At 67.8% G+C, this 19,397-nt stretch carries 14 protein-coding genes and 1 tRNA gene; 8 read left to right on the plus strand and 7 right to left on the minus strand.

The genetic code is table 11. The features are described 5' to 3' along the window. Positions 1-46 precede the first annotated feature (46 nt). Positions 47-1,930: a DNA primase gene (gene dnaG, locus G6N47_RS17395; RefSeq protein WP_083131631.1), complete on the plus strand. Its 1,884-nt coding sequence runs from the start codon at positions 47-49 to the stop codon at positions 1,928-1,930. Positions 1,931-1,946: 16 nt separating this feature from the next. Here the strand turns inward: dnaG and G6N47_RS17400 are convergent, their stop codons facing one another. Continuing rightward, positions 1,947-2,189, minus strand: a complete 243-nt coding sequence (locus tag G6N47_RS17400) for a hypothetical protein (protein ID WP_372517528.1) — start codon at positions 2,187-2,189, stop codon at positions 1,947-1,949. Between the two features lie 129 nt (positions 2,190-2,318). Here G6N47_RS17400 and G6N47_RS17405 point away from each other — a divergent pair. Further along, positions 2,319-2,391: transfer RNA gene (locus tag G6N47_RS17405), tRNA-Asn, on the plus strand. 710 nt (positions 2,392-3,101) lie between these two features. After that, positions 3,102-4,208: a transposase gene (locus tag G6N47_RS17410; protein WP_139799470.1), complete on the plus strand. Its 1,107-nt coding sequence runs from the start codon at positions 3,102-3,104 to the stop codon at positions 4,206-4,208. A 474-nt stretch (positions 4,209-4,682) separates the two neighbouring features. Here G6N47_RS17410 and G6N47_RS17415 read toward each other — a convergent pair whose 3' ends face one another. Then, a complete protein-coding gene (locus tag G6N47_RS17415) occupies positions 4,683-6,599 on the minus strand; it encodes an acyl-CoA dehydrogenase family protein (protein ID WP_083131634.1) in 1,917 nt (638 codons plus the stop codon). A gap of 56 nt (positions 6,600-6,655) precedes the next feature. On the opposite strand from G6N47_RS17415, the gene G6N47_RS17420 reads away from it, so the two are divergent. Next, positions 6,656-7,351, plus strand: coding sequence for a VIT1/CCC1 transporter family protein (locus G6N47_RS17420; protein ID WP_083131635.1), 696 nt, complete (start codon positions 6,656-6,658; stop codon positions 7,349-7,351). Here the strand turns inward: G6N47_RS17420 and G6N47_RS17425 are convergent. Further along, positions 7,332-9,872, minus strand: coding sequence for an ATP-binding cassette domain-containing protein (locus tag G6N47_RS17425; protein WP_163659671.1), 2,541 nt, complete (start codon positions 9,870-9,872; stop codon positions 7,332-7,334). The genes G6N47_RS17420 and G6N47_RS17425 overlap by 20 nt on opposite strands. Positions 9,873-9,960: 88 nt before the next feature. Further along, positions 9,961-10,449, minus strand: a complete 489-nt coding sequence (locus G6N47_RS17430; protein ID WP_083133358.1) for a MarR family winged helix-turn-helix transcriptional regulator — start codon at positions 10,447-10,449, stop codon at positions 9,961-9,963. Positions 10,450-10,575: 126 nt separating this feature from the next. Here G6N47_RS17430 and G6N47_RS17435 point away from each other — a divergent pair, with 126 nt between their 5' ends. Both G6N47_RS17435 and G6N47_RS17440 read left to right on the plus strand, forming a co-directional pair. Then, a complete protein-coding gene (locus G6N47_RS17435) occupies positions 10,576-12,612 on the plus strand; it encodes an ABC transporter ATP-binding protein (protein WP_083133357.1) in 2,037 nt (678 codons plus the stop codon). Beyond that, entirely contained in the window at positions 12,609-13,439 is an 831-nt protein-coding gene (locus tag G6N47_RS17440; RefSeq protein WP_083133356.1) for an energy-coupling factor transporter transmembrane component T family protein, read from the plus strand. The genes G6N47_RS17435 and G6N47_RS17440 overlap by 4 nt, the downstream gene beginning before the upstream one ends. Here the strand turns inward: G6N47_RS17440 and G6N47_RS17445 are convergent. The 3 genes from G6N47_RS17445 to G6N47_RS17455 form a co-directional block, all read right to left on the minus strand. Next, positions 13,436-14,755 (minus strand): ABC transporter substrate-binding protein, encoded by a 1,320-nt coding sequence (locus G6N47_RS17445; protein WP_083133355.1) that lies wholly within the window; start codon positions 14,753-14,755, stop codon positions 13,436-13,438. The two genes, G6N47_RS17440 and G6N47_RS17445, sit on opposite strands and share 4 nt — an antisense overlap. Positions 14,756-14,816: 61 nt before the next feature. After that, positions 14,817-15,632 (minus strand): carbohydrate ABC transporter permease, encoded by an 816-nt coding sequence (locus G6N47_RS17450; RefSeq protein WP_083133354.1) that lies wholly within the window; start codon positions 15,630-15,632, stop codon positions 14,817-14,819. Next, a complete protein-coding gene (locus G6N47_RS17455; protein ID WP_083133353.1) occupies positions 15,619-16,482 on the minus strand; it encodes a carbohydrate ABC transporter permease in 864 nt (287 codons plus the stop codon). The genes G6N47_RS17450 and G6N47_RS17455 overlap by 14 nt, the downstream gene beginning before the upstream one ends. A 33-nt stretch (positions 16,483-16,515) precedes the next feature. Here G6N47_RS17455 and G6N47_RS17460 point away from each other — a divergent pair, with 33 nt between their 5' ends. Both G6N47_RS17460 and G6N47_RS17465 read left to right on the plus strand, forming a co-directional pair. Then, positions 16,516-18,033 carry a TldD/PmbA family protein gene (locus G6N47_RS17460; protein WP_083133352.1) on the plus strand — a complete coding sequence of 506 codons (1,518 nt, stop codon included), beginning with the start codon at positions 16,516-16,518 and terminating at the stop codon, positions 18,031-18,033. Further along, positions 18,030-19,394, plus strand: coding sequence for a metallopeptidase TldD-related protein (locus tag G6N47_RS17465; RefSeq protein WP_083133351.1), 1,365 nt, complete (start codon positions 18,030-18,032; stop codon positions 19,392-19,394). Before G6N47_RS17460 ends, G6N47_RS17465 begins: the two co-directional genes overlap by 4 nt. Positions 19,395-19,397: the final 3 nt, after the last annotated feature.

Below are 19,397 nucleotides of genomic sequence, written 5' to 3' on the forward strand. Positions count from 1 at the left end.
GCACGCTCGCCGAAAGGAGGGGGGTGCCGCGCCTTACACTGACCCGATGGCCGGCCGCATCTCCGATCGCGATATCGCCGCCATCCGTGAACGAGTCCGCATCGACGAGGTCGTCGGCGACTACGTGCAGCTGCGCCGCGCCGGCGCCGACTCGCTGAAGGGCCTCTGCCCCTTCCACGACGAGAAGTCGCCGTCGTTTCACGTGCGGCCCAACCACGGTCATTTCCACTGTTTCGGCTGCGGCGAAGGCGGCGACGTCTATGCGTTCGTCCAGAAGATCGAGCACGTCAACTTCGTCGAGGCCGTCGAGCTGCTGGCCGATCGGATCGGCTACACGATCACCTACACCGGCGCGGCCACCAGCGTGCAGCGTGACCGCGGCAGCCGCAGCAGACTCATCGCCGCCAACGCGGCCGCCCAGCAGTTCTACGCCGAAGCCCTGGAATCCGCGGAGGCCGCGCCGGCTCGCCAGTATCTGACCGAGCGGAATTTCGACGGCGACGCCGCCCGCCATTTCGGCTGCGGCTTCGCGCCGTCGGGCTGGGACTCGTTGACAAAACACTTGCTGCGCAAGGGGTTTGAGTTCAAAGAGCTGGAAGCGGCGGGGCTTTCACGGGAAGGCCGCCGCGGACCGATCGACCGGTTTCACCGGCGGCTGCTGTGGCCGATCCGCAGCGCCGCCGGCGAGGTGATCGGGTTCGGCGCGCGCCGGCTGTTCGACGACGACCCGATGGAAGCCAAGTACGTCAACACCCCCGAGACGCTGCTGTACAAGAAGTCGTCGGCGTTGTTCGGCCTCGACCTGGCCAAGCGCGACATCGCCAAGGGCCATCAGGCCGTCGTGGTCGAGGGATACACCGACGTGATGGCGATGCATCTGGCGGGAGTGACCACGGCCGTCGCGTCCTGCGGCACCGCATTCGGCGACGAGCACCTGTCGATGCTGCGCCGATTGATGATGGACGACAACTTCTTTCGCGGCGAACTGATCTACGTGTTCGACGGCGACGAAGCGGGCCGGGCCGCCGCGCTCAAGGCGTTCGGCGGCGAGCAGCACCTGGCCGGCCAGTCGTTTGTGGCCGTTGCCGCCGACGGCATGGATCCCTGCGACCTGCGGTTGGCCCACGGCGACGTCGCACTGCGCGACCTGGTGGCCCGGCGAACCCCGTTGTTCGAGTTCGCGATCCGCAGCGCGCTGGCCGAAGTCGACCTGGACAGCGCCGAGGGCCGGGTGGCCGCGCTGCGGCGCTGCGTGCCGATGGTCGCCCAGATCAAAGACCCGATGCTGCGCGACGAGTACGCGCGCCGACTCGCGGGCTGGGTCGGCTGGGCGGACGTGGCGCAGGTGCTCGGCCGGGTGCGCGAGGAGGCCAAAGGGGGCGGCAGGCCCCGTCGTCGCGCCGCGACGGCATCCGCCGAGCCGGCCGCGGTACGCCCCGATCCCCGTGACCCGACGTTGTGGCCGCAGCGGGAGGCGCTCAAATCGGCGCTGCAGTATCCGGCGCTGGCCGGCCCGGTGTTCGACGCGCTGACCGTCGAGAGCTTCACCCATCCCGGCTACGCCGCCGTGCACAGGGCGATCGACGCGGCCGGCGGCACCGGCGCCGGCATCACCGGGGGCCAGTGGCTGGACGCGGTGCGCCGGCAGGCGACGTCGCCGGCAGCTGCCGGTCTGATCAGCGAGCTGGGCGTCGAAACCATCCGGGTCGACGACGACGACAAGCTGCCGCGCTACATCGCCGGGGTGCTGGCCCGGCTGCAGGAGGTCTGGGTGGGCCGCCAGATCGCCGAAGTCAAGTCCAAGCTGCAGCGGATGTCACCGGTCGAGCAAGGCGACGAGTATCACGCCTTGTTTGGCGACCTGGTCGCGATGGAGGCCTATCGGCGCAGCCTGCTCGAGCAGGCCAGCGGCGACGACCTGACGGCCTAACGGGTCGTCGCGGGGCTTACCGAGCGTTCCGTTGCGGCTCGACGACGGTGGTCGCCTCGTCGATCTCGGTCAACGTCACCATCCGCGCGTCGGGCGAGACCCGGTTGGCGATCTTGCGCCGCCCCGCTTCGATCACCGATTTGGCGGCAGGACTGCTGGTCAGGGCGCGATAGGTGCCGACGATCTGCTCGTAGCGGCGGCGGCCGGCCTTAGCGCCCAACACGTAACCCAGTCCCAGCACGACGAAATACCGGATCAAAACGGCCCCCTCCAGGAAACGGTGCGTGGCTCCATCCTGCCTCACGTGTCCAGACCGCGTCGGCTGGCGGCGGTGACTTGGCGAAGCTGTGGGCCCGTAAGCTAGAGTCATCCCTCGTCGTACGGGCAGTCCCCTGTAGCTCAACTGGCAGAGCATTCGGCTGTTAACCGAAGGGTTGGTGGTTCGAGTCCACCCGGGGGAGCTACTGAACAGGGGAGCTACTGAACGCCCGCGTTGGCTCCGGATGCAGATCAGATTACGACCGCATCGATGTTGTCGGTGCTTGGTGCCAGCATGTGGTGTATGAGCGAGCCTGCGCGGTTACGGCGGATGGCCGAGCCGATGGTGGCAGCAGTCCCGACGGGTGTGCGCGTTCGTACCAGAATTCATGTGAGCGCGGACGAAGCGGTGGCATTGACCGCAATCGGGGTGTTCCTCGGATCCGTGTATCGAGCTGAGTTGGCGGGCCGCATCCGCTGCGGTGTCCTAGATCGTGCTGGCCGAGCGGCTTGGCGGGCCGGGCGTAAGCGCGCAGTTACCGCTGTGTCGTCTTCGCGTTGGGCAGGGACTATCACCCGGGCCGTGGAGGACCAGTTTCAGCTGGGGATGCGAGGTTTGGCAGCGCATGTCGCGGACCTTAAAGCGGCGGTGAGCGTGTTGTCTGAGCGGTGCGCGCTGCACCCCGGTGAACGCAGCACTGCAGAGGCGGGTCATACAGTTATCGCCTCGGCTCAGGGGAGTGGGCGGCGCGGTTATCGGAGCGCGGCGGAGCGGTTCACCAAGACACGCCGACTCGCTGTACTGAGGGGACGTTTGCGCGCCGCGGAGGATGCATTAGCGGAGGGTCGCCCATCGATGGTGGTCGGCGGCACCCGCCTCTGGCGCCAACGCCACAATCTTGCTCACTCTGACATGACTGAGCTGCAGTGGCGACAGCAGTGGGATGCGGTCCGGATGTTCATCACCGCCGACGGCGAGGCCGGCAAGGTCGGGGGCAACGAGACGATCCGCGTCGATCCGCAAGGCTGCCTGCGGGTCAAGGTCCCCGCGGCATTGACGGCAGAATTCGGCCCGCATGTGGTGATCGAACAGCCGGTGCATTTTGCATACCGCGGCGATGAATGGGCTGAGCGAGTGGCATCCCGGCAGGCAGTGCGCTACGACGTCCATTTCGACGCTGACAGAGGCCGCTGGTATTTGGACGCCTCTTGGAGGACTAGTCCCAAACCGGTACCCAGTCTGGAGGAGCTGCGCGCCGAGCGGGTGCTGGGTGTGGATTTAAACGCCGACCATTTGGCCTGCTGTGTACTTGACGCGTCGGGCAACCCGATTGGAGAACCGAACAGCATCGAGGTTGTTACCGCGGGGCTAGCCGCGTTACACCGCGACGGACGTGTGCGCGCAGCCATCGTCACACTCCTGAATTTGGCTCAGCAGCACAATTGCGGTGCGATTGTGATTGAAAACCTCGGCTTTACCGACTGCCGCGCCACTGGCCGCGAAACCCTAGGCCGGGGAAAGCGTGGAAAACGGTTGCGGCGCACCGTGGCCGGTATCCCGACCGCCAAGTTCCGCAGGCGCCTGATCGGCATGGCGGCACGACGGGGAATCAATGTGATCGGGGTTGATGCGGCCTATACCAGCCGCTGGGGTGCTCAGCACTGGATCCAACCCCTGCGGCAGCAGACTTCCGACCCGACCACCGTCACTTCCCATCATGGGGCGGCGGCGGCGATCGGCAGGCGTGGTCTCGGATTGGCAATCCGGCGACGACCGGCAGGGCCCCGCACCGGACAGAGGACCGGTGCGGGCAAACCACCGGTCAGGCCGAGCCGTCATCTGAGCACCACGCGGCGATACAGCAGTTCTGACCCACCGACATGCCCGCAGCGAGGCGTATCGGTCCGTCGGAAAACACCTATCGCACGCGGCCAGCACCGTTCGGGCCGCAGTGAAGCAGTACGCACTCCTGCTCACTCATCAGGAACGGTTGAAGGTTCGAGTCCTTCCGCGACTTGACAACAAGCCAGACGGCCCTGTCATCACTCGTGGTTGTTCACCACGAACGGTTGGTGGTTTGCGTCCGACGGTCCCTGCGGCGCTGAGCCCTGTTGCTTCTACGTCTACTGCTGCGCCACTTCCCGCCGCTTCTCCTCGGACATCTCATAGAACGCCCACGCACACCAGGCCGCCGGCTGGACGTAGAGCTTCACCGGGTCGCGCCGATCGCGGAAAACGGCCGGGACCGCGACGGCCCGTCGATGGTCGCCGACGTACTCAGTTCTGAGCGATCCCTTCGATGTTCGCCGACTTGTACAACTCGTAGGTCAGCGACTCTTTCGGCAGTCCTTGCAGCGCGAAAAACCCCGCCATCTGGCTACTCCGTTGCTCGGTGGTCGACCTCCGGCCGAGCAGACACAGTAGCTCCTCGCGCCGGTATGAATTGGGGCACTTTGCGTCTGGTGGTCGGGCAGTGCGCGGCGAAGACCACTGCTAGTCCGGCAGGTTCTCCGGATGAAGCATCTCGGCGTAGCGCAGCGGCTCGGGGATCCCGAACCCGTCGACCAGCGTCTCGGCGTAGGGCCGCAGCCGGCGGCAGCGGTCGTTGATGCCGCGGGTGACCGCCTTGGCCCTCTCGGTGGATAGATACCGGTGCTCGATATACCACGCCTTGTCGTCTTCGATAACCGTCAACGCGTACAGGTCGCACACCAGATCGAGGATCTCGCGGGCCTTTTCGTCCTCGCACGAGTCGATGCCCGCGACGAACGCCTCCAACACCACCCTGTCGATGTGCGCCGACGCGGCGTGCAGCACGTGATCCTGCACCGCGTTGAACGCGTCGAACGCCGACATCTCGTTGGACTTTGCCTGCAGCCGTCGCGCCACCGAGGACAGCAGGTATTCCTCGCGGTCCTCGAACATCTTGACCTGGGTGCCGCGGTTGAACAGGCTGCCCTCTTCCTCGCTGTCCTGGCGGGCGTCGATGATCCGTTGCATGATCGCCTCGGCGGCCGTGCGTTTCATCACCCGGTCGCTAACGGCATTGGCCGCGAAGCGAACCCACTCCACGGGACTCATGCTGCGAATGTCGTCCGCGTAGGCCGTCAGCAACTCCTTGGCCACCAGCTGGGTCAGCACGTGGTTGTCGCCCTCGAAGGTGGTGAACACGTCGGTATCGGCCCGCAGCGCGATCAGCCGGTTCTCGGCCATGTAACCGGCGCCGCCGCACGCCTCGCGGGCTTCCTGAATAGCCTTCGACGCGTGCCACGTGTTGGCCGCCTTCAGCCCGGCCGCACGGGATTCCAGTTCGCGCTGCTCTTCGGCGTCGGGAGCGTCCGCGGTCTGGATGTCGTGGCACTTGGCCACCAGCTCGTTCTGCGCGAACTGCAGAGCATAGGACTTGGCGATCAGCGGAAGCAGTCGGCGCTGATGCACCAGGTAATCCATGATCAGCACCTCGTGCTCGTCGTCAGGTGCAGTGAATTGCCTGCGCTGCAACGCATATCGGGTGGCGATGTCCAATGCCAGCCGAGCCGCGTTGCCGGCGCTGCCGCCCACACAGACTCGCCCGCGGATCAGGGTGCCGATCATCGTGAAGAACCGGCGACCCGGATTCTCGATCGGCGAGCTGTAGGTGCCGTCCGGCGCGACGTCGCCGTACTTGTTCAGCAGGTTCTCCCGCGGTATGCGCACGTGGTCGAACACGATGCGACCGTTGTCCACACCCGGCAGGCCACCCTTGTAGTGGTTGTCCGAGGTCGTCACACCGGGCAGGTCGTTGCCGTCGGCGTCGCGGATCGGCACCAAAAAGCAGTGCACGCCATGGTTCTCGCCGCCCGTGATCAGCTGCGCGAAAACCGCTGCAATGGTGGCGGTTTCGGCGGCGCCGCCGATGTACTCCTTGCGCGCCGACGGGGTGGCGGAGTCGATGACGAACTCTTGCGTCTGCGGGTCGTAGGTGGCGGTGGTCTCCAGCGACTGCACGTCGCTGCCGTGGCCCCATTCGGTCATCGCGAAGCAGCCGCGCAGCTCGAGGTTGATGATCTTGGGCACATACCGTTCGTGGTGGCGTTCGGTGCCCAGATTCTCCACGGCCCCGCCGAACAGACCCCACTGCACGCCGGCCTTGACCATCAGCGACAGGTCCGACATGGCCAGCATCTCGATCATCGTGATGGCCGCGCCGACGTTGCCGGTGCCGCCGTGTTCCTTGCGGAACCCGTCGTCGGCGGCGCCGGCGTCGGCCATGATCTTCATCTGCTGCGCTACTTTGGTACGGGCGATCACCGTGTTGGGCGTGTAGTGGGGGGCGAAGATCTCGTCGGTGAGCCGCTCTCGCATCTGGTTCTTCACGTCACGCCAACGGCCGTCGAGCGTGTTGCGCAGATGTTCGGCAATGGTGGTCATACCCCTGACCGTAACGCGGTCGAGGCGGCGACAGGCCGGTGAGTTTAGATATCGCCATGACGCAGTACGACGTCGGCCACACCCACTCCGACGTAAGCGGTGGTTGGTTGCGGGCGGCCAGCTTCGGCGCCATGGACGGTTTGGTCAGCAACTCGGCGCTGATCGCCGGCGTCGCCGCCAGCGCCGGCACCCAGGCCGTCGTGCTCAGCGGTATCGCCGGCCTGCTGGCCGGCGCCTTTTCGATGGCGCTCGGCGAATACACGTCGGTGACCACCGCCAACGAGCAGATCGATTCAGAGGTCTACGTCGAACGTCGCGCGCTGCGCACCCGCCCGCATGCCGAGCGGGCCGAGCTCGTGGGCATGCTGGTGCAGCTGGGCCTAACCGAGCACACCGCCGAGGTCGCCGCCGACGAGATCCACCGCGACGAGAAGGGCGCGATCACCTTCCATCTCGCGCAGGAGCTCGGTGTCAACCCCAGCCACAGGCCGTCGCCCTGGCTGGCGGCTATGTCGTCGTTCGCGATGTTCGCCGTCGGCGCGGTGATCCCGCTGATTCCCTACCTGCTCGGTTTCGAGTCGCTGGCGGCGGGGCTGGCCTGCGCGGGCGTCGGTCTCTTGATCGCGGGCGGCGCTGCGACCCGGTTCACCCGCAAACCGATCTGGTGGGGGGCGTCGCGCCAGTTGCTGTTCGGTGCTGTCGCCATCGCCGCCACTCATGCCGTCGGCAAGCTCATCGGGATGGTGGTGTGACGGTGGTTTCGACGCGCCGCAGCCGCCACCGCACGAAAACGGCGCCCAACACTCCGAAACCGACCAGGATCGCCATGTCGAGCAGCCACCAGCCCGCCGAGTGGGTCCACGACTCGTCGTAAGTTGCCAACAGGTTGATTGCATGCACGTCGACGGTGGACGCCGCGGCCGCAAAACCCCACTGCGACGGCACCAGCCAGGCGAGCTGCTCCAAGCCGAAGCGGCCGGCCAACGGAAAAGCCCCGCCGGAGAACAGCAATGAGGCCAAGATCAACAGCACCGTCAAAAGCACCAACTGTTCGGTGTACTTCGCCAGCGACGAGAGCACCAGTGCGACGATCACCGAGACGATGGCGGTGGCGGCCAAGCTGACGTAGAGCTCGAAGACCGGACTGCCCAGCAGGACCGCGCCTTTGACCGGCGCACCCTTGCCGGCGACCGCGGCGGTGGTGATGATCGCGGTCTGCACCAGGGCGGCGAGCCCGTAGACGATGATCTTGGCGGCGAGGTAGGCAGACGTCGACAACCCGTCGGCCTGCTCACGCTGGAAGATGCGGCGCTCGCGGAAGACATCCCTGATGGCCAGCGCGGTACCCATCACGACCGCACCGAGATTCAGCACCGAGATGATCTCCAGAGCCTCGTCCGGGCTGTCGCCGTACGGGTCGGCCTGGCCCAGCCCTGCTTGGCCGGGCACCAGCAACGCCAACGCGCCGAACAGCACGGGCAGAATCGTCAGGAAGATGAAATAGCGCTGATCGGCGACCAGGAGCCAGGCCTGGCGCCGAGCGGCGACGGCGATTTGCCGCCACACGCCGAGGTGTTCCGGTAGGCCAAGCGGCTCAACGGGTTTCGCGGCGGCAGGCGGCTCCTGACCGCGCGCGAGGAATTTCTGGTGGGCCCCGTCCGGGTCGGTGGTGACCTGCGCCAAGATTTCGGGCCAGCTGGTGTCGATCTCTGCGGGCGGCCCGGCGAAGGCGGTGGTGCCGGCCGAGGTGAGCACCAGAACCTGGTCGCAGACGTCGAGGTGGTCGACCGCCGAGGTCGACAGCACCACGACGCGGCCGGCCTCGGCAAGACGTCGCAATATCGCCAGGATCTGATGTTGACCCGCGGCGTCGAGCCCGGCGGTCGGGTCGTCGAGAACCAGTAGCGACGGTTGGGTGATCAGTTCGGAGGCCAGCGAGGCGCGCTTGCGTTGCTCGACCGACAGCTTGCCGACCTGGATGGTGCGCAGCGAATTCAACCCCAGCTCGCCGATGACCCGGTTGACAATTCTGCGGCGCTCGTCGGCCGAAGTACTTGGGGGCAGCCGTAATTCGGCGGCGTAGCCCAACGCCTGCTCGACCGTGAGTTGACGATGCACGAGGTCGTCCCGCGGCACGACGCCGATGTAAGGCCGGATCGCGTCGTACTCGCCGTGCACATCGTGGCCACCGAGGGTGACGGTCCCGTAACTGGGCCGCGCGGCGCCGCCGAGCAGATCGATCAGGGCGGATGCCGCGGCGGGCGACGGCCCGACGATCGCGGTCAGGGTGCCCGGCGCTGCGCTGAGCGACACGTCGGAGAGCACCGGTTGTCCTTCGGTGCTTAGCCATAGCCCTCGGGCCTGCAGTGCACCAAGTTCCGGCGCTGGGCGTTGCGACGGGGTCTCGCTGCCGGCGGCCTCGGCGCGCGGCAACCGACTTGTCGGCGCCGTTTCGTGCGGCCGTGGCTCGGGCCGGTTCGGGATCAGCCGCTGCATGGCTCCGGTCACGCGCCCGACCAGGTTCTGCCCCTTGCGTTGGGCAGTCTGCGGCCACGATGGCTGCGATTCCGGTTGTGGCTCGGGAGGTTTCGGGTGAACTTCAGGCGGCGGCGGCGGTGGCGGTGGTGTGGGTGGCGGAGGTGGTGGTGGAGGCTGCGGCGGTGGCGGCTGAAAACGCGTGGTGGGCAATTGAGATGGCGGTGCCGGCGCGGCCGGTCGCGGCTCGGGTGACGGCGGCCGGGCCGGCTCTTGCCGGGGCCGCGGCAAGCGGAATCGCTGTGTAGGCGCCTGGGAGGGTGGGCTTTTCGGCTGATCTGCCGGCGGCGGCTGGACCCGCGGCGGTCCGGGCCGTGCGGGCATCCGCGGCGGGGCGGGCCGCTGCGGTGGCGGGGGAGCCGGCCTTGGCCGACCGCGTGGCGGAGGTGCTGGTGCTCCTCTGGGCGGCGGCGGTGGGGCGGGCACGCCCAGTTGGAACACCAGCCGGGGTCCGCGTCGCGGATCACCCAGTGTGATGGCACGGCCGTCGCGGATGAATACGGTCGACATGCGCACGCCGTCGACGTAGATGCCGTGTTGGCTGCGGTCCAGCGCCACCCACTGGCGGCCGTCGTGGTGCAGCACCAGGTGGGTGGGCGAGGTGGTGGTGTCCGTGCCGTCGAGGTGGATATCTGAGCGGGTGTCGCGGCCGACGGTCACGTCGCGGCCGGCGGGGAAGGTGTAGCGCTTCGATCCGACCCAGACGGTCAACGGGGAAGCCTGCGCCTCCGGCCGCATGATCACCACCTTTCGCACCCATCGTTGTGGGCCGATCAACGGTTTGTCTACCCGCCATCATGCGCCCACAATCGCGGCGGCCCGGCGGTCAGCGGGGGCGGGTCGGTGGCGCGGCGTCGTCGAGAAGCCGATGCAGGACGGCAACAGCCTCGGCCAGCGTCTTGCGGTCGGCGGGATCGAGCCGGCCAAGTTGCGGCTCGATCGCGGCGGCCCGATCCGCCCGAACCCGGTTGAGGGTGCGCAGCCCCTCCGGCGTGATGCGGATGCGTACCGCCCGCGCGTCGCCGGGGTCGACGGCCCGGGTGACCAGGCCGGCGTCTTCGAGCCGTCGTACCTGGGTGGTCATCGTGGGCTGCGAGCAGTGATCCACCATGGCCAAATCGCAGATCCGCGCCTCGCCCTGGGCGTCGATGGTGGACAGCAGCCGCGCTTGCGCCGCCGGCAACGGCATCTGGACCCGTTGGGTCGCGTAGCGGTTGAGCCGGGCGACCACTGCCAGCAAATCCGCACCCAGGCCTGGGACGGCCTCGACGGTGTCGCGGCCCGAGGGGGGCCGTGCAGTCGCGGATGATGTCATGCCTCCATAATTGCATAGCTTGGCTATGTACACCACCTGTCGGGCGAGTTCGCGGCGGCAAACACCGGACCGGCGCCACGGCGTGCGAACACCGCACACCCGCCGACACCTGGCAGAATCAGTGAGATGACCGCCGCTGCCACAGCGATTCCTGCGCGACGGGCGCGATCGCTGCGCCCTGGTGAACTCGCCCAGGCATCGGTGATGGCCGCCTTGTGCGCCGCAACCGCAATCATCGCGGTGGTCGTCCCCTTCGCGGCCGGCCTGGCGCTGCTGGGCACCGTTCCGATGGGTCTGCTGGCCTACCGTTACCGGTTGCGTGTGCTGATCGCGGCGACCGTGGCCGCTGGGATCATCGCCTTCCTGATCGCGGGCATGGGCGGCTTCATGACCGTCGTCCACAGCGCCTACATCGGCGGGCTGTGCGGAATCGTCAAGCGCCGGCGCCGTGGCACCCCGACGGTGATCGCCGCGTCTTTGGTGGCCGGCGCAGTGTTCGGGGCGGCGGTGGTGGCCGCGCTGGCGGTGCTGGCGCGGCTTCGGCATCTGATCTTTGCCGCGATCGCCGCCAACGTCGACGGGATCGCGGCGGTCATGACGCGGTCTGGCTTGGAGCAGTCCGCCGTCGGCCTCAAGCGCTTCTTCGCCGCCGCGGCGCATTATTGGCCGTGGCTGCTCCTGGGCAACTTCGTCATCTCGATCATGATCGTGTCTTTGATCGGCTGGTGGGCACTGTCACGAGTGTTGGACCGGATGCGCGGCATACCCGACGTGCACAAACTCGACGCGCTGGCCGAAACCGGGCCTATTGCACCGGTTCCGGTGCGCCTGGATGGGGTTCGCTACCGCTACCCAGGCACCCACCAGGACGCGCTGCGGCCGGTGAGCCTGGAGGTCGACGTCGGCGAACACGTCGCGGTCACCGGCGCCAACGGTTCGGGCAAGACCACCCTGATGCTGATCCTGGCCGGGCGGGAACCCACGTCGGGCACCGTCGAACGTCCCGGTGCGGTCGGGCTGGGCCGGGTCGGCGGAACCGCGGTCATCATGCAGCACCCCGAAAGCCAGGTGCTGGGAACGCGTGTCGGAGACGACGTGGTGTGGGGACTGCCGCCGGGCACAACCACCGACGTGGACCGGCTGCTGGCCGAAGTCGGGCTCGACGGGCTCGCCGAACGTGACACCGGGAGCCTCTCTGGCGGAGAACTGCAGCGGCTGGCGATGGCGGCGGCGCTGGCGCGCGAGCCGGCGTTGCTGATCGCCGACGAGGTCACCAGCATGGTCGACCAGCAGGGCCGCGAAGCGCTGCTGGGCATCATGTCCGGCTTGACCGAGCGGCACCGCACCGCCCTGATTCACATCACGCATTACCACGACGAGGCCCAATCCGCCGACCGCGCAATCAATCTCAGTGATTCACCGGACAACACAGAGATGGTCGAGACCAGGGCCGCGCCGGCTGCTACCGTCTCCGTCGACCACTCGGACGCCGCGCCGGTGCTCGAGTTGACCGGCGTCGGCCACGAATACGGCAGTGGCACACCGTGGGAGACCACCGCGCTGCGCGACGTCAGCTTCTCGGTGTATCCGGGCGACGGGGTTCTGATCCACGGCGGCAACGGATCCGGTAAGTCCACGCTTGCGTGGATCATGGCCGGGCTGACAGTGCCCACCACCGGCACTTGCCTGCTCGACGGGCGGCCCACCCACGAGCAGGTCGGCGCGGTGGCGCTGTCGTTCCAGGCGGCCAGGCTGCAGTTGATGCGCAGCCGGGTGGATCGGGAGGTGGCCTCGGCGGCCGGCTTTTCGCCCGACGACCACGACCGGATCGCCAACGCACTGGCCGTTGTCGGGTTGGATGCCGCGCTGGCGGGGCGGCGTATCGACCAACTCAGCGGCGGCCAGATGCGCCGCGTGGTGCTGGCCGGCCTGTTGGCCCGTTCGCCGCGCGCGTTGATCCTCGACGAGCCGCTCGCCGGGCTGGACGCGGTCAGTCAGCGCGGCCTGCTGCGGCTGCTGGAGGATCTGCGCCGCGAGCAAGGGCTGACCGTGGTGGTGATCTCGCACGACTTTGCCGGCATGGAGGAGTTGTGCCCCCGCACACTGCATCTGCGCAACGGCATGCTCGAGGCGGCGTCGGCGACGGCCGGAGGTGTGTCATGACGACCGCTGCGCCCACCCGCCGGCCGTCGCGGCCGGTCTTGCTGTTGCGCCCGATACCGCATGGCTCGCCCGTCCACGACCTGTGGGCCGGCACCAAACTGATTGTGGTCTTCGGCATTTCGGTGTTGATGACGTTCTATCCGGGCTGGGCGTCGATCGCTCTGGTGGCCGCACTGGTGCTGGCGGCGGCCCGCGCCGCCCGTATTCCGCGTGGTGCCCTGCCGTCGGTGCCGCCCTGGCTGTGGATCCTGCTGGCGTTCGGCGGGATCACCGCGGCACTGGCCGGCGGTGACCCGATGATCCACCTGGGCGCTGTTTCCCTGGGGCTCGGCGGGCTGTTGAACTTCCTGCGCATCACCGCGCTGTCGATCGTGTTGCTCGGCTTGGGTGCGATGGTGTCGTGGACCACCAATGTCGCCGAAATCGCGCCTGCCGTTGCGACATTGGGCCGACCGCTGCGATTCCTGCGGATTCCGGTCGACGAATGGGCGGTCGCGCTGGCGCTGGCGTTGCGGGCATTTCCGATGCTGATCGACGAGTTCCGGGTGCTGTACGCCGCTCGGCGGTTGCGGCCCAGGGAGGTACCGACGTCGCGGCGCGGGCGTCGGCGACGCCGATGGGTGGAGCTGGTCGACCTGCTCGCGACAGCCGTCACGGTGACACTGCGGCGCGCCGACGAGATGGGCGACGCGATCACCGCCCGCGGCGGCACCGGTCAGATCTCGGCCGCCCCGTCGCGGCCGAAGAAGGCTGACTGGGTGGCGCTTTCGATCACCGCCGTGGTGTGCGCCGCCGCGTTGGCGGCGGAATTGATGCTCGGCGTCTAACGGCGTGCGGCGGCATTGGCCGCATCCTGGGCTTCGCGCAAGATCGTCGCCACGTCGCCGCGGCCGAGGAACATCTCGTCGAAGTACGGTGTGAGCGCTTGGTACCCGGCGGGGAAACCCGCGCCGCCCGGTGCCGCGATCCGCGGCCCGTTCAGCACCGCGAAAAACGGTGTGACGTCGACGCCCTTGCCCGCCCAGTAGTCGAAGTACACCCGCTGAGCCGACCGCACCGCGGGGATGGCGCTGCCCTGGCGACCCAGATATTCGTTGCCCAGCTTACTGCCCATCCAGTCCAGCACCTGTCGTACCGCGGCCGGGTTTTCGGAAGCCGAATTGCCTGCTGCGGCAATGCCATTGGTGACGCTGACCCGGCCCTTCGGGCCGGCGGGCAGCACAGCGATTCCCCAGCGGAAACCGGCCTGCTCGGCCACCGCCGCCAGGTTGTAGGTGCCGGACTGGAACAGCGCCATCCTGCCGGCCAGGAACTGGTTGCGGGAAAAGTCGTTGTTGGCGTTGGTGTCCGAGGCCGGCGGTGCGACGTGGTCGTCGTTGATCAATTGGACCAGGTAGTTGAACGCGGTGCGAGCGCCGGTGTTGTCGAACGCGAACCGGTCACCGATCTGGAAAACCCCGCCCGCGGACCCGATGTAGTTGAGGTAGATCCCCTGCGGGTCGTTGGCTGCGTTGTAGCCCCACTGCCGGACCCGTCGCGGGTCGAAACCCGCTGTGCGCGCTGTGTGTCCGGCGGCATCGACGGTGAGCCGGGCCAGCAGCGGTCGCAGCGTGTCGCCGTTGTCGGTGCTCCATCGCACGGTGCTGAGCTGTGCGGGGTCGACGCCGGCCTTGGCGAGCAGGTCGGCGTTGTAGTACACGGCAATGCCGGCGTCGGTCAGTTGCGGTACCCCCCACAGGGTTCCGGCACGGGTGAACTGGTCGACGACCGACGGTTCCCAGTTCGGCTTCGCGTCGATTTTCATCAGCCGTCCGCTGTCGGCGTAGGCGGCGAGGTAGGCATTGGACAACCAGAAGATGTCGTCGGCGCTGCCGCCGGCCACGTCGGTGCGCAGGGTGTCGAAATAGGTGGCGTAGGCCACCACGTTGGTGCGCACCTCGATGTCGGGATGGGCGCGGGTGAACGCTGCGAACGACTGCCGGTAGGCCGCGGCGACTTGCTCGTCCCACAGTCGAACGGTCACCACGGTTTTGCCGCCGCGCGGGGTGGCCGAGATGTCCAGCAGCACCGCCGCCGCGGCTAGTAGCGCCGCCACGAGTACGACTGCGGCGGCAACCAGCGTGGAACGCCTCGGGCGGGTCATCGAGATTGCGTCCAGGGTCGTGAATCGGCGAAAACCACAGCCCTCAGCGCAATCTCGACAGTCATTTGAGCCCGGTGACGACGATCGAGCGCACGATGTGACGCTGGAACACCAGGAACAACACGATCAGCGGCACGATCGCCACCGTCGTCGCGGCCATCACCAGCGTCCACTGTGCGTTGTAGCGGGACTGCAGTGCAGCCGTCGCGACCGTCAACACCCGCCACTTGGCCCCGCTGGTGATCACCAGCGGCCACATGAAGTTGTTCCACTGCGAGACAACCGTGATCAGCATCAGGGTGATCAGGATCGGTCTGCTCGCGGGCACAATCACATGCACGATCACATCCAGTGTGTTGGCGCCGTCCAGGCGTGCGGCGTTGACCAGGTCGTCGGGAATCGCGCGGAAGTACTCACGCAACAGGAAGATCGCGTACGGCGAACCGAACACGAACGGCAACACCAACTCCCAGAACGTGTTCCGCAGACCCACTTGGGCCATCATCAAATACAGCGGCACCACTGTCACGGTCGCAGGCACCATCAACGTTGCGATGTAGACCCAGAACAGCGCGTCACGGCCGGGAAAGCGCAGCCGCGCAAAGGCGTATGCGGCTAGCACCGAAAAGCTCAGCTGGCCAAGCAGGATCACCAACGTCATCAACGCGGTGACCGCCAGCGCCCGGCCGAAACCTGCGCCGCCCAGGTCGGCGTAGTTGGCCAGCGTGGGCGGGCGCGGCCAGGACAGCGGTGTGCCCGTCGCGAACTGTCGAGCCGAGGTGAACGACGTCAGCAATCCCAGCGCGAACGGCGCCAACGTGATCAGCGCGCCGAGCCCCAGCCCGGCGTACACCGCCGCCGCCCTAGACGAGGTCATAGCTGATTCGCCGCCGGAAGTACAAGTGCTGGACGACGGTGACGCCGACCAGGATCACGAACAACACCACCGCCATCACCGCGGCCCGCCCGATCGCCGCCGCCCCGAACGCTTCGACGTAGATGCGGTGCGCAACCAGGTCGGTGCGTCCGGCCGGACCGCCACCGGTCAGCGCGTATACTGTATCGAAAACCTGTGCGGCGCTGACGATTCCAGTGACGAGCACGAAGAACATCGTGGGCCGCAGCATCGGCAACGTGATCCGCCAGAACCGCTGCCACGCCGTCGCCCCGTCCGTCAGAGCCGCGGCGTGGATCTCGGCGGGGATCGCCAGTATGCCGGCCACGAAGAACAGCGCGACGTAGCCGACGTTGGTCCACACGATCACGGCCGACACCACCGGCAACGCCAGACCGGGATCGGTGAGCCACTCGACGCGGTGCCCCAGCACGGTGCTGACTGCGCCGTCGGTTGGCGCCAGGATCCAGCGCCACAACACCGCGATCGCCAGCGGCGCGCAGATCCACGGCACCACGTAGAGCGTGCGGAACGCCCCGGTGCCGGGTAACCCCCGCGCCAGAAGCGTCGCGGCCGCTAACCCGAGCACCGTCTGCGCGGGAACCACGATCGCCACGAAAAACAGCGTCACCAGCAGCGAGTTGCCGAATGTCGAATCGCCGAGCACCGAGCGCCAATTGGCCAGCCCCACATACTCGATGGGACCCAGCAGATCCCAGCGATGCAGGCTCAGCCACACCACGACCAGGATCGGCAGCAGCAGGAACGTGACCACGCCGAACAGGCTGGGGGCCAGCAGTGCGTACCCCAGCGCAGTCGACCGTCGCGCCATGGGTGTATTAAAGCCGCTCGCTACGGTGGAGTCGTGACGCCGAACCGGGGAATCGACGACGACTTTCTCGACCTGCCCCGCCTCGAGTTGGCCGACGCCGCGCTGTCGGCGGCCACGGCGGCGGGGGCGAGCCATGCGGACCTGCGGGTTCACCGCATCACCACCGAAGTAGTCCGGCTGCGCGACGGCGAGCTGGAGACGGCGGTGACCAGCCGCGAACTGGGGTTGGCGGTCCGGGTGATCGTCGACGGCACCTGGGGATTCGCCTCGCACGCCGAACTGTCCGCGCCCGTCGCCGCGGAGACCGCGCGGCGCGCCGTCGCGGTGGCCACCGCGCTGGCGCCGCTGAACGCCGAGCGCATCGAGTTGGCGCCCGAGCCGGTGTATCGCGACGCCACCTGGGCGTCGAGTTACGAGATCGACCCGTTGACAGTGTCCACCGCCGCCAAAGTCGCCGTGCTGGCCGAGTACTCGGGCCGGTTGTTGGCCGCCGACGGGGTCGACCATGTGACGGCCGGGGTGACGGCCGTCAAGGAGCAGACCTTCTACGCCGACACGTTCGGGTCGACGATCACCCAGCAGCGGGTGCGGATCATGCCGGGCTTGGAGGCGGTCAGCGTCGACGCCGCGGCAGGGGAGTTCGACACCATGCGCACGCTGGCTCCGCCAACGGCCCGGGGCTGGGAGGTGGTGGCCGGCGACGAGGTGTGGAACTGGAGCGACGAACTGACCGAGATCCCGGCGCTGCTGGCCGAGAAGGTCAAAGCGCCCGGCGTGACGCCCGGCCGTAAAGACCTGGTGATCGACCCGACCAACCTGTGGCTCACCATCCACGAATCCATCGGGCACGCCACCGAATACGACCGCGCGATCGGCTACGAAGCCGCCTACGCCGGAACATCTTTCGCCACTCCCGACAAGCTCGGTAGCCTGCGCTACGGCTCACCGGTGATGAACGTGACCGCCGACCGCACCGTCGAATTCGGTTTGGCCAGTATCGGTTACGACGACGAGGGAGTGGCAGCGCAAAGCTGGGATCTGGTGCGCGACGGGATCTTCGTCGGCTACCAGCTCGACCGGGTGTTCGCGCCGCGGCTCGGGGTGCCGCGGTCCAACGGCTGCTCGTACGCCGACTCGCCGCATCACGTGCCGATCCAGCGGATGGCCAACGTGTCGCTGCAACCGAGCGCGGACGAGCTGACCACGGCCGATCTGATCGGCCGTGTCGACGACGGCATCTACATCGTCGGCGACAAATCCTGGTCAATCGACATGCAGCGCCACAACTTCCAGTTCACCGGGCAGCGGTTCTTCCGGATTCGCAATGGGCAACTGGACGGGCAGCTGCGCGATGTGGCCTATCAGGCCACCACCACCGACTTCTGGAATGCGATGGAAGCCGTCGGCGGGCGGTCAACCTGGCGGCTGGGCGGGGCATTCAACTGCGGCAAGGCCCAGCCGGGACAAGTCGCCGCCGTCAGCCACGGCTGCCCGTCGGCGTTATTTCGCGGTATCAACGTGCTCAACACTCGTGCAGAGGCGGGCCGATGATCGGTGCGCAGCAGGTTGTCGACGCGGCATTGGGTGCGTCGCGGCGCGCCGACGAGACGATCGTGATCGTCGCTGACCGCAGCGAGGCGTCGCTGCGGTGGGCCAACAACTCGATGACCACCAACGGTGTGTCGACCAGCCGCAAAACCACGGTGATTTCGATTGCGCGCCAAGGCAACAGCGCACGGGTTGGCTCGCTCAGCACCGCCGAGGTAGACCCGTCGCTGATCCCGGCACTGGTAGAAAAGTCGGCGGAGGCCGCCCGCTCCGCGCCCGAGTCCTGCGACGCCGCCCCGCTGCTGCCCGGCATTGGCGTGCCCGAGAATTGGGATGCTCCAGTACCCGCCACCGGGGCGGAGGTGTTCGCCGACGTCGCGGGTGCATTGCGGCGGGGATTTGGCGGCGGGGATCAGTTGTACGGCTTTGCCCGCCATGAGCTGCAGACGACGTTCGTGGCGACGTCGACCGGGTTGCGCCGGCGCTACACCCAGCCCACCGGTTCGGTGGAGATCAACGCCAAGCGCGGCGGAGCCAGCGCGTGGGCTGGTGTGGGCACTGCTGACTTTGTCGACGTGCCAACGGATTTGCTTTTGGAGCAGCTTTCTACGCGATTGGGCTGGGCGGGACGGATTCTGGAGCTGCCCGCGGGGCGCTACGAGACCATCATGCCGCCGTCGACCGTGGCCGACATGATGATCTATCTGGGCTGGACGATGAGCGGTCGCGGCGCGCAGGAGGGCCGCACGGCGTTCTCGGCGCCCGGCGGCGGAACCCGGGTGGGGGAGCGGCTCACCGACATGCCGCTGACGCTGTACTCCGACCCCTTTGCACCCGGGCTGGAGTGCGGACCGTTCGTGGCCGCTGCCGGTTCGTCGGAAACGGTGTCGATCTTCGACAACGGCATGGACATCGGTCGGGTGGACTGGCTGCGCGACGGCGTGATCAACGCGCTGGCCTACCCGCGGGCCGCGGCCGCCGAGTTCGGCGCCCCAGTGGCCGTCGCCGCCGACAACCTGCTGATGACGGGCGGCCACTCCACGCTCGGGGACATGATCGCCGAGACTGAGCGCGGGCTGCTGCTGACCACGTTTTGGTACATCCGGGAGGTGGACCCCACCACGTTGCTGCTGACCGGGCTGACCCGCGACGGGGTGTACCTCGTCGCCGACGGCGAAGTTGTGGGGGCGGTCAACAACTTTCGGTTCAACGAGAGCCCGCTGGATCTGCTGCGGCGGGCAACCCAGGTCGGCGCCAGCGAGGTGACGCTGCCGCGGGAGTGGGGCGATTGGGCCACCCGGGCGGCCATGCCGTCGCTGCGAATCCCGGACTTTCACATGTCGTCGGTCAGCCAGGCGCAATAATTC

Source organism: Mycobacterium branderi (assembly GCF_010728725.1).
Lineage (GTDB): Bacteria > Actinomycetota > Actinomycetes > Mycobacteriales > Mycobacteriaceae > Mycobacterium > Mycobacterium branderi.

What these genes read in the sequence shown, in the direction of transcription:
- dnaG (WP_083131631.1), top strand. Translation starts at nt 47, where the DNA reads ATGGCCGGCCGCATCTCCGATCGCGATATCGCCGCCATCCGTGAACGA.
- G6N47_RS17410 (WP_139799470.1), top strand. Translation starts at nt 3,102, where the DNA reads ATGACTGAGCTGCAGTGGCGACAGCAGTGGGATGCGGTCCGGATGTTC.
- G6N47_RS17415 (WP_083131634.1), bottom strand. Translation starts at nt 6,599, where the DNA reads ATGACCACCATTGCCGAACATCTGCGCAACACGCTCGACGGCCGTTGG.
- G6N47_RS17420 (WP_083131635.1), top strand. Translation starts at nt 6,656, where the DNA reads ATGACGCAGTACGACGTCGGCCACACCCACTCCGACGTAAGCGGTGGT.
- G6N47_RS17425 (WP_163659671.1), bottom strand. Translation starts at nt 9,872, where the DNA reads ATGCGGCCGGAGGCGCAGGCTTCCCCGTTGACCGTCTGGGTCGGATCG.
- G6N47_RS17430 (WP_083133358.1), bottom strand. Translation starts at nt 10,449, where the DNA reads ATGACATCATCCGCGACTGCACGGCCCCCCTCGGGCCGCGACACCGTC.
- G6N47_RS17435 (WP_083133357.1), top strand. Translation starts at nt 10,576, where the DNA reads ATGACCGCCGCTGCCACAGCGATTCCTGCGCGACGGGCGCGATCGCTG.
- G6N47_RS17440 (WP_083133356.1), top strand. Translation starts at nt 12,609, where the DNA reads ATGACGACCGCTGCGCCCACCCGCCGGCCGTCGCGGCCGGTCTTGCTG.
- G6N47_RS17445 (WP_083133355.1), bottom strand. Translation starts at nt 14,755, where the DNA reads ATGACCCGCCCGAGGCGTTCCACGCTGGTTGCCGCCGCAGTCGTACTC.
- G6N47_RS17450 (WP_083133354.1), bottom strand. Translation starts at nt 15,632, where the DNA reads ATGACCTCGTCTAGGGCGGCGGCGGTGTACGCCGGGCTGGGGCTCGGC.
- G6N47_RS17455 (WP_083133353.1), bottom strand. Translation starts at nt 16,482, where the DNA reads ATGGCGCGACGGTCGACTGCGCTGGGGTACGCACTGCTGGCCCCCAGC.
- G6N47_RS17465 (WP_083133351.1), top strand. Translation starts at nt 18,030, where the DNA reads ATGATCGGTGCGCAGCAGGTTGTCGACGCGGCATTGGGTGCGTCGCGG.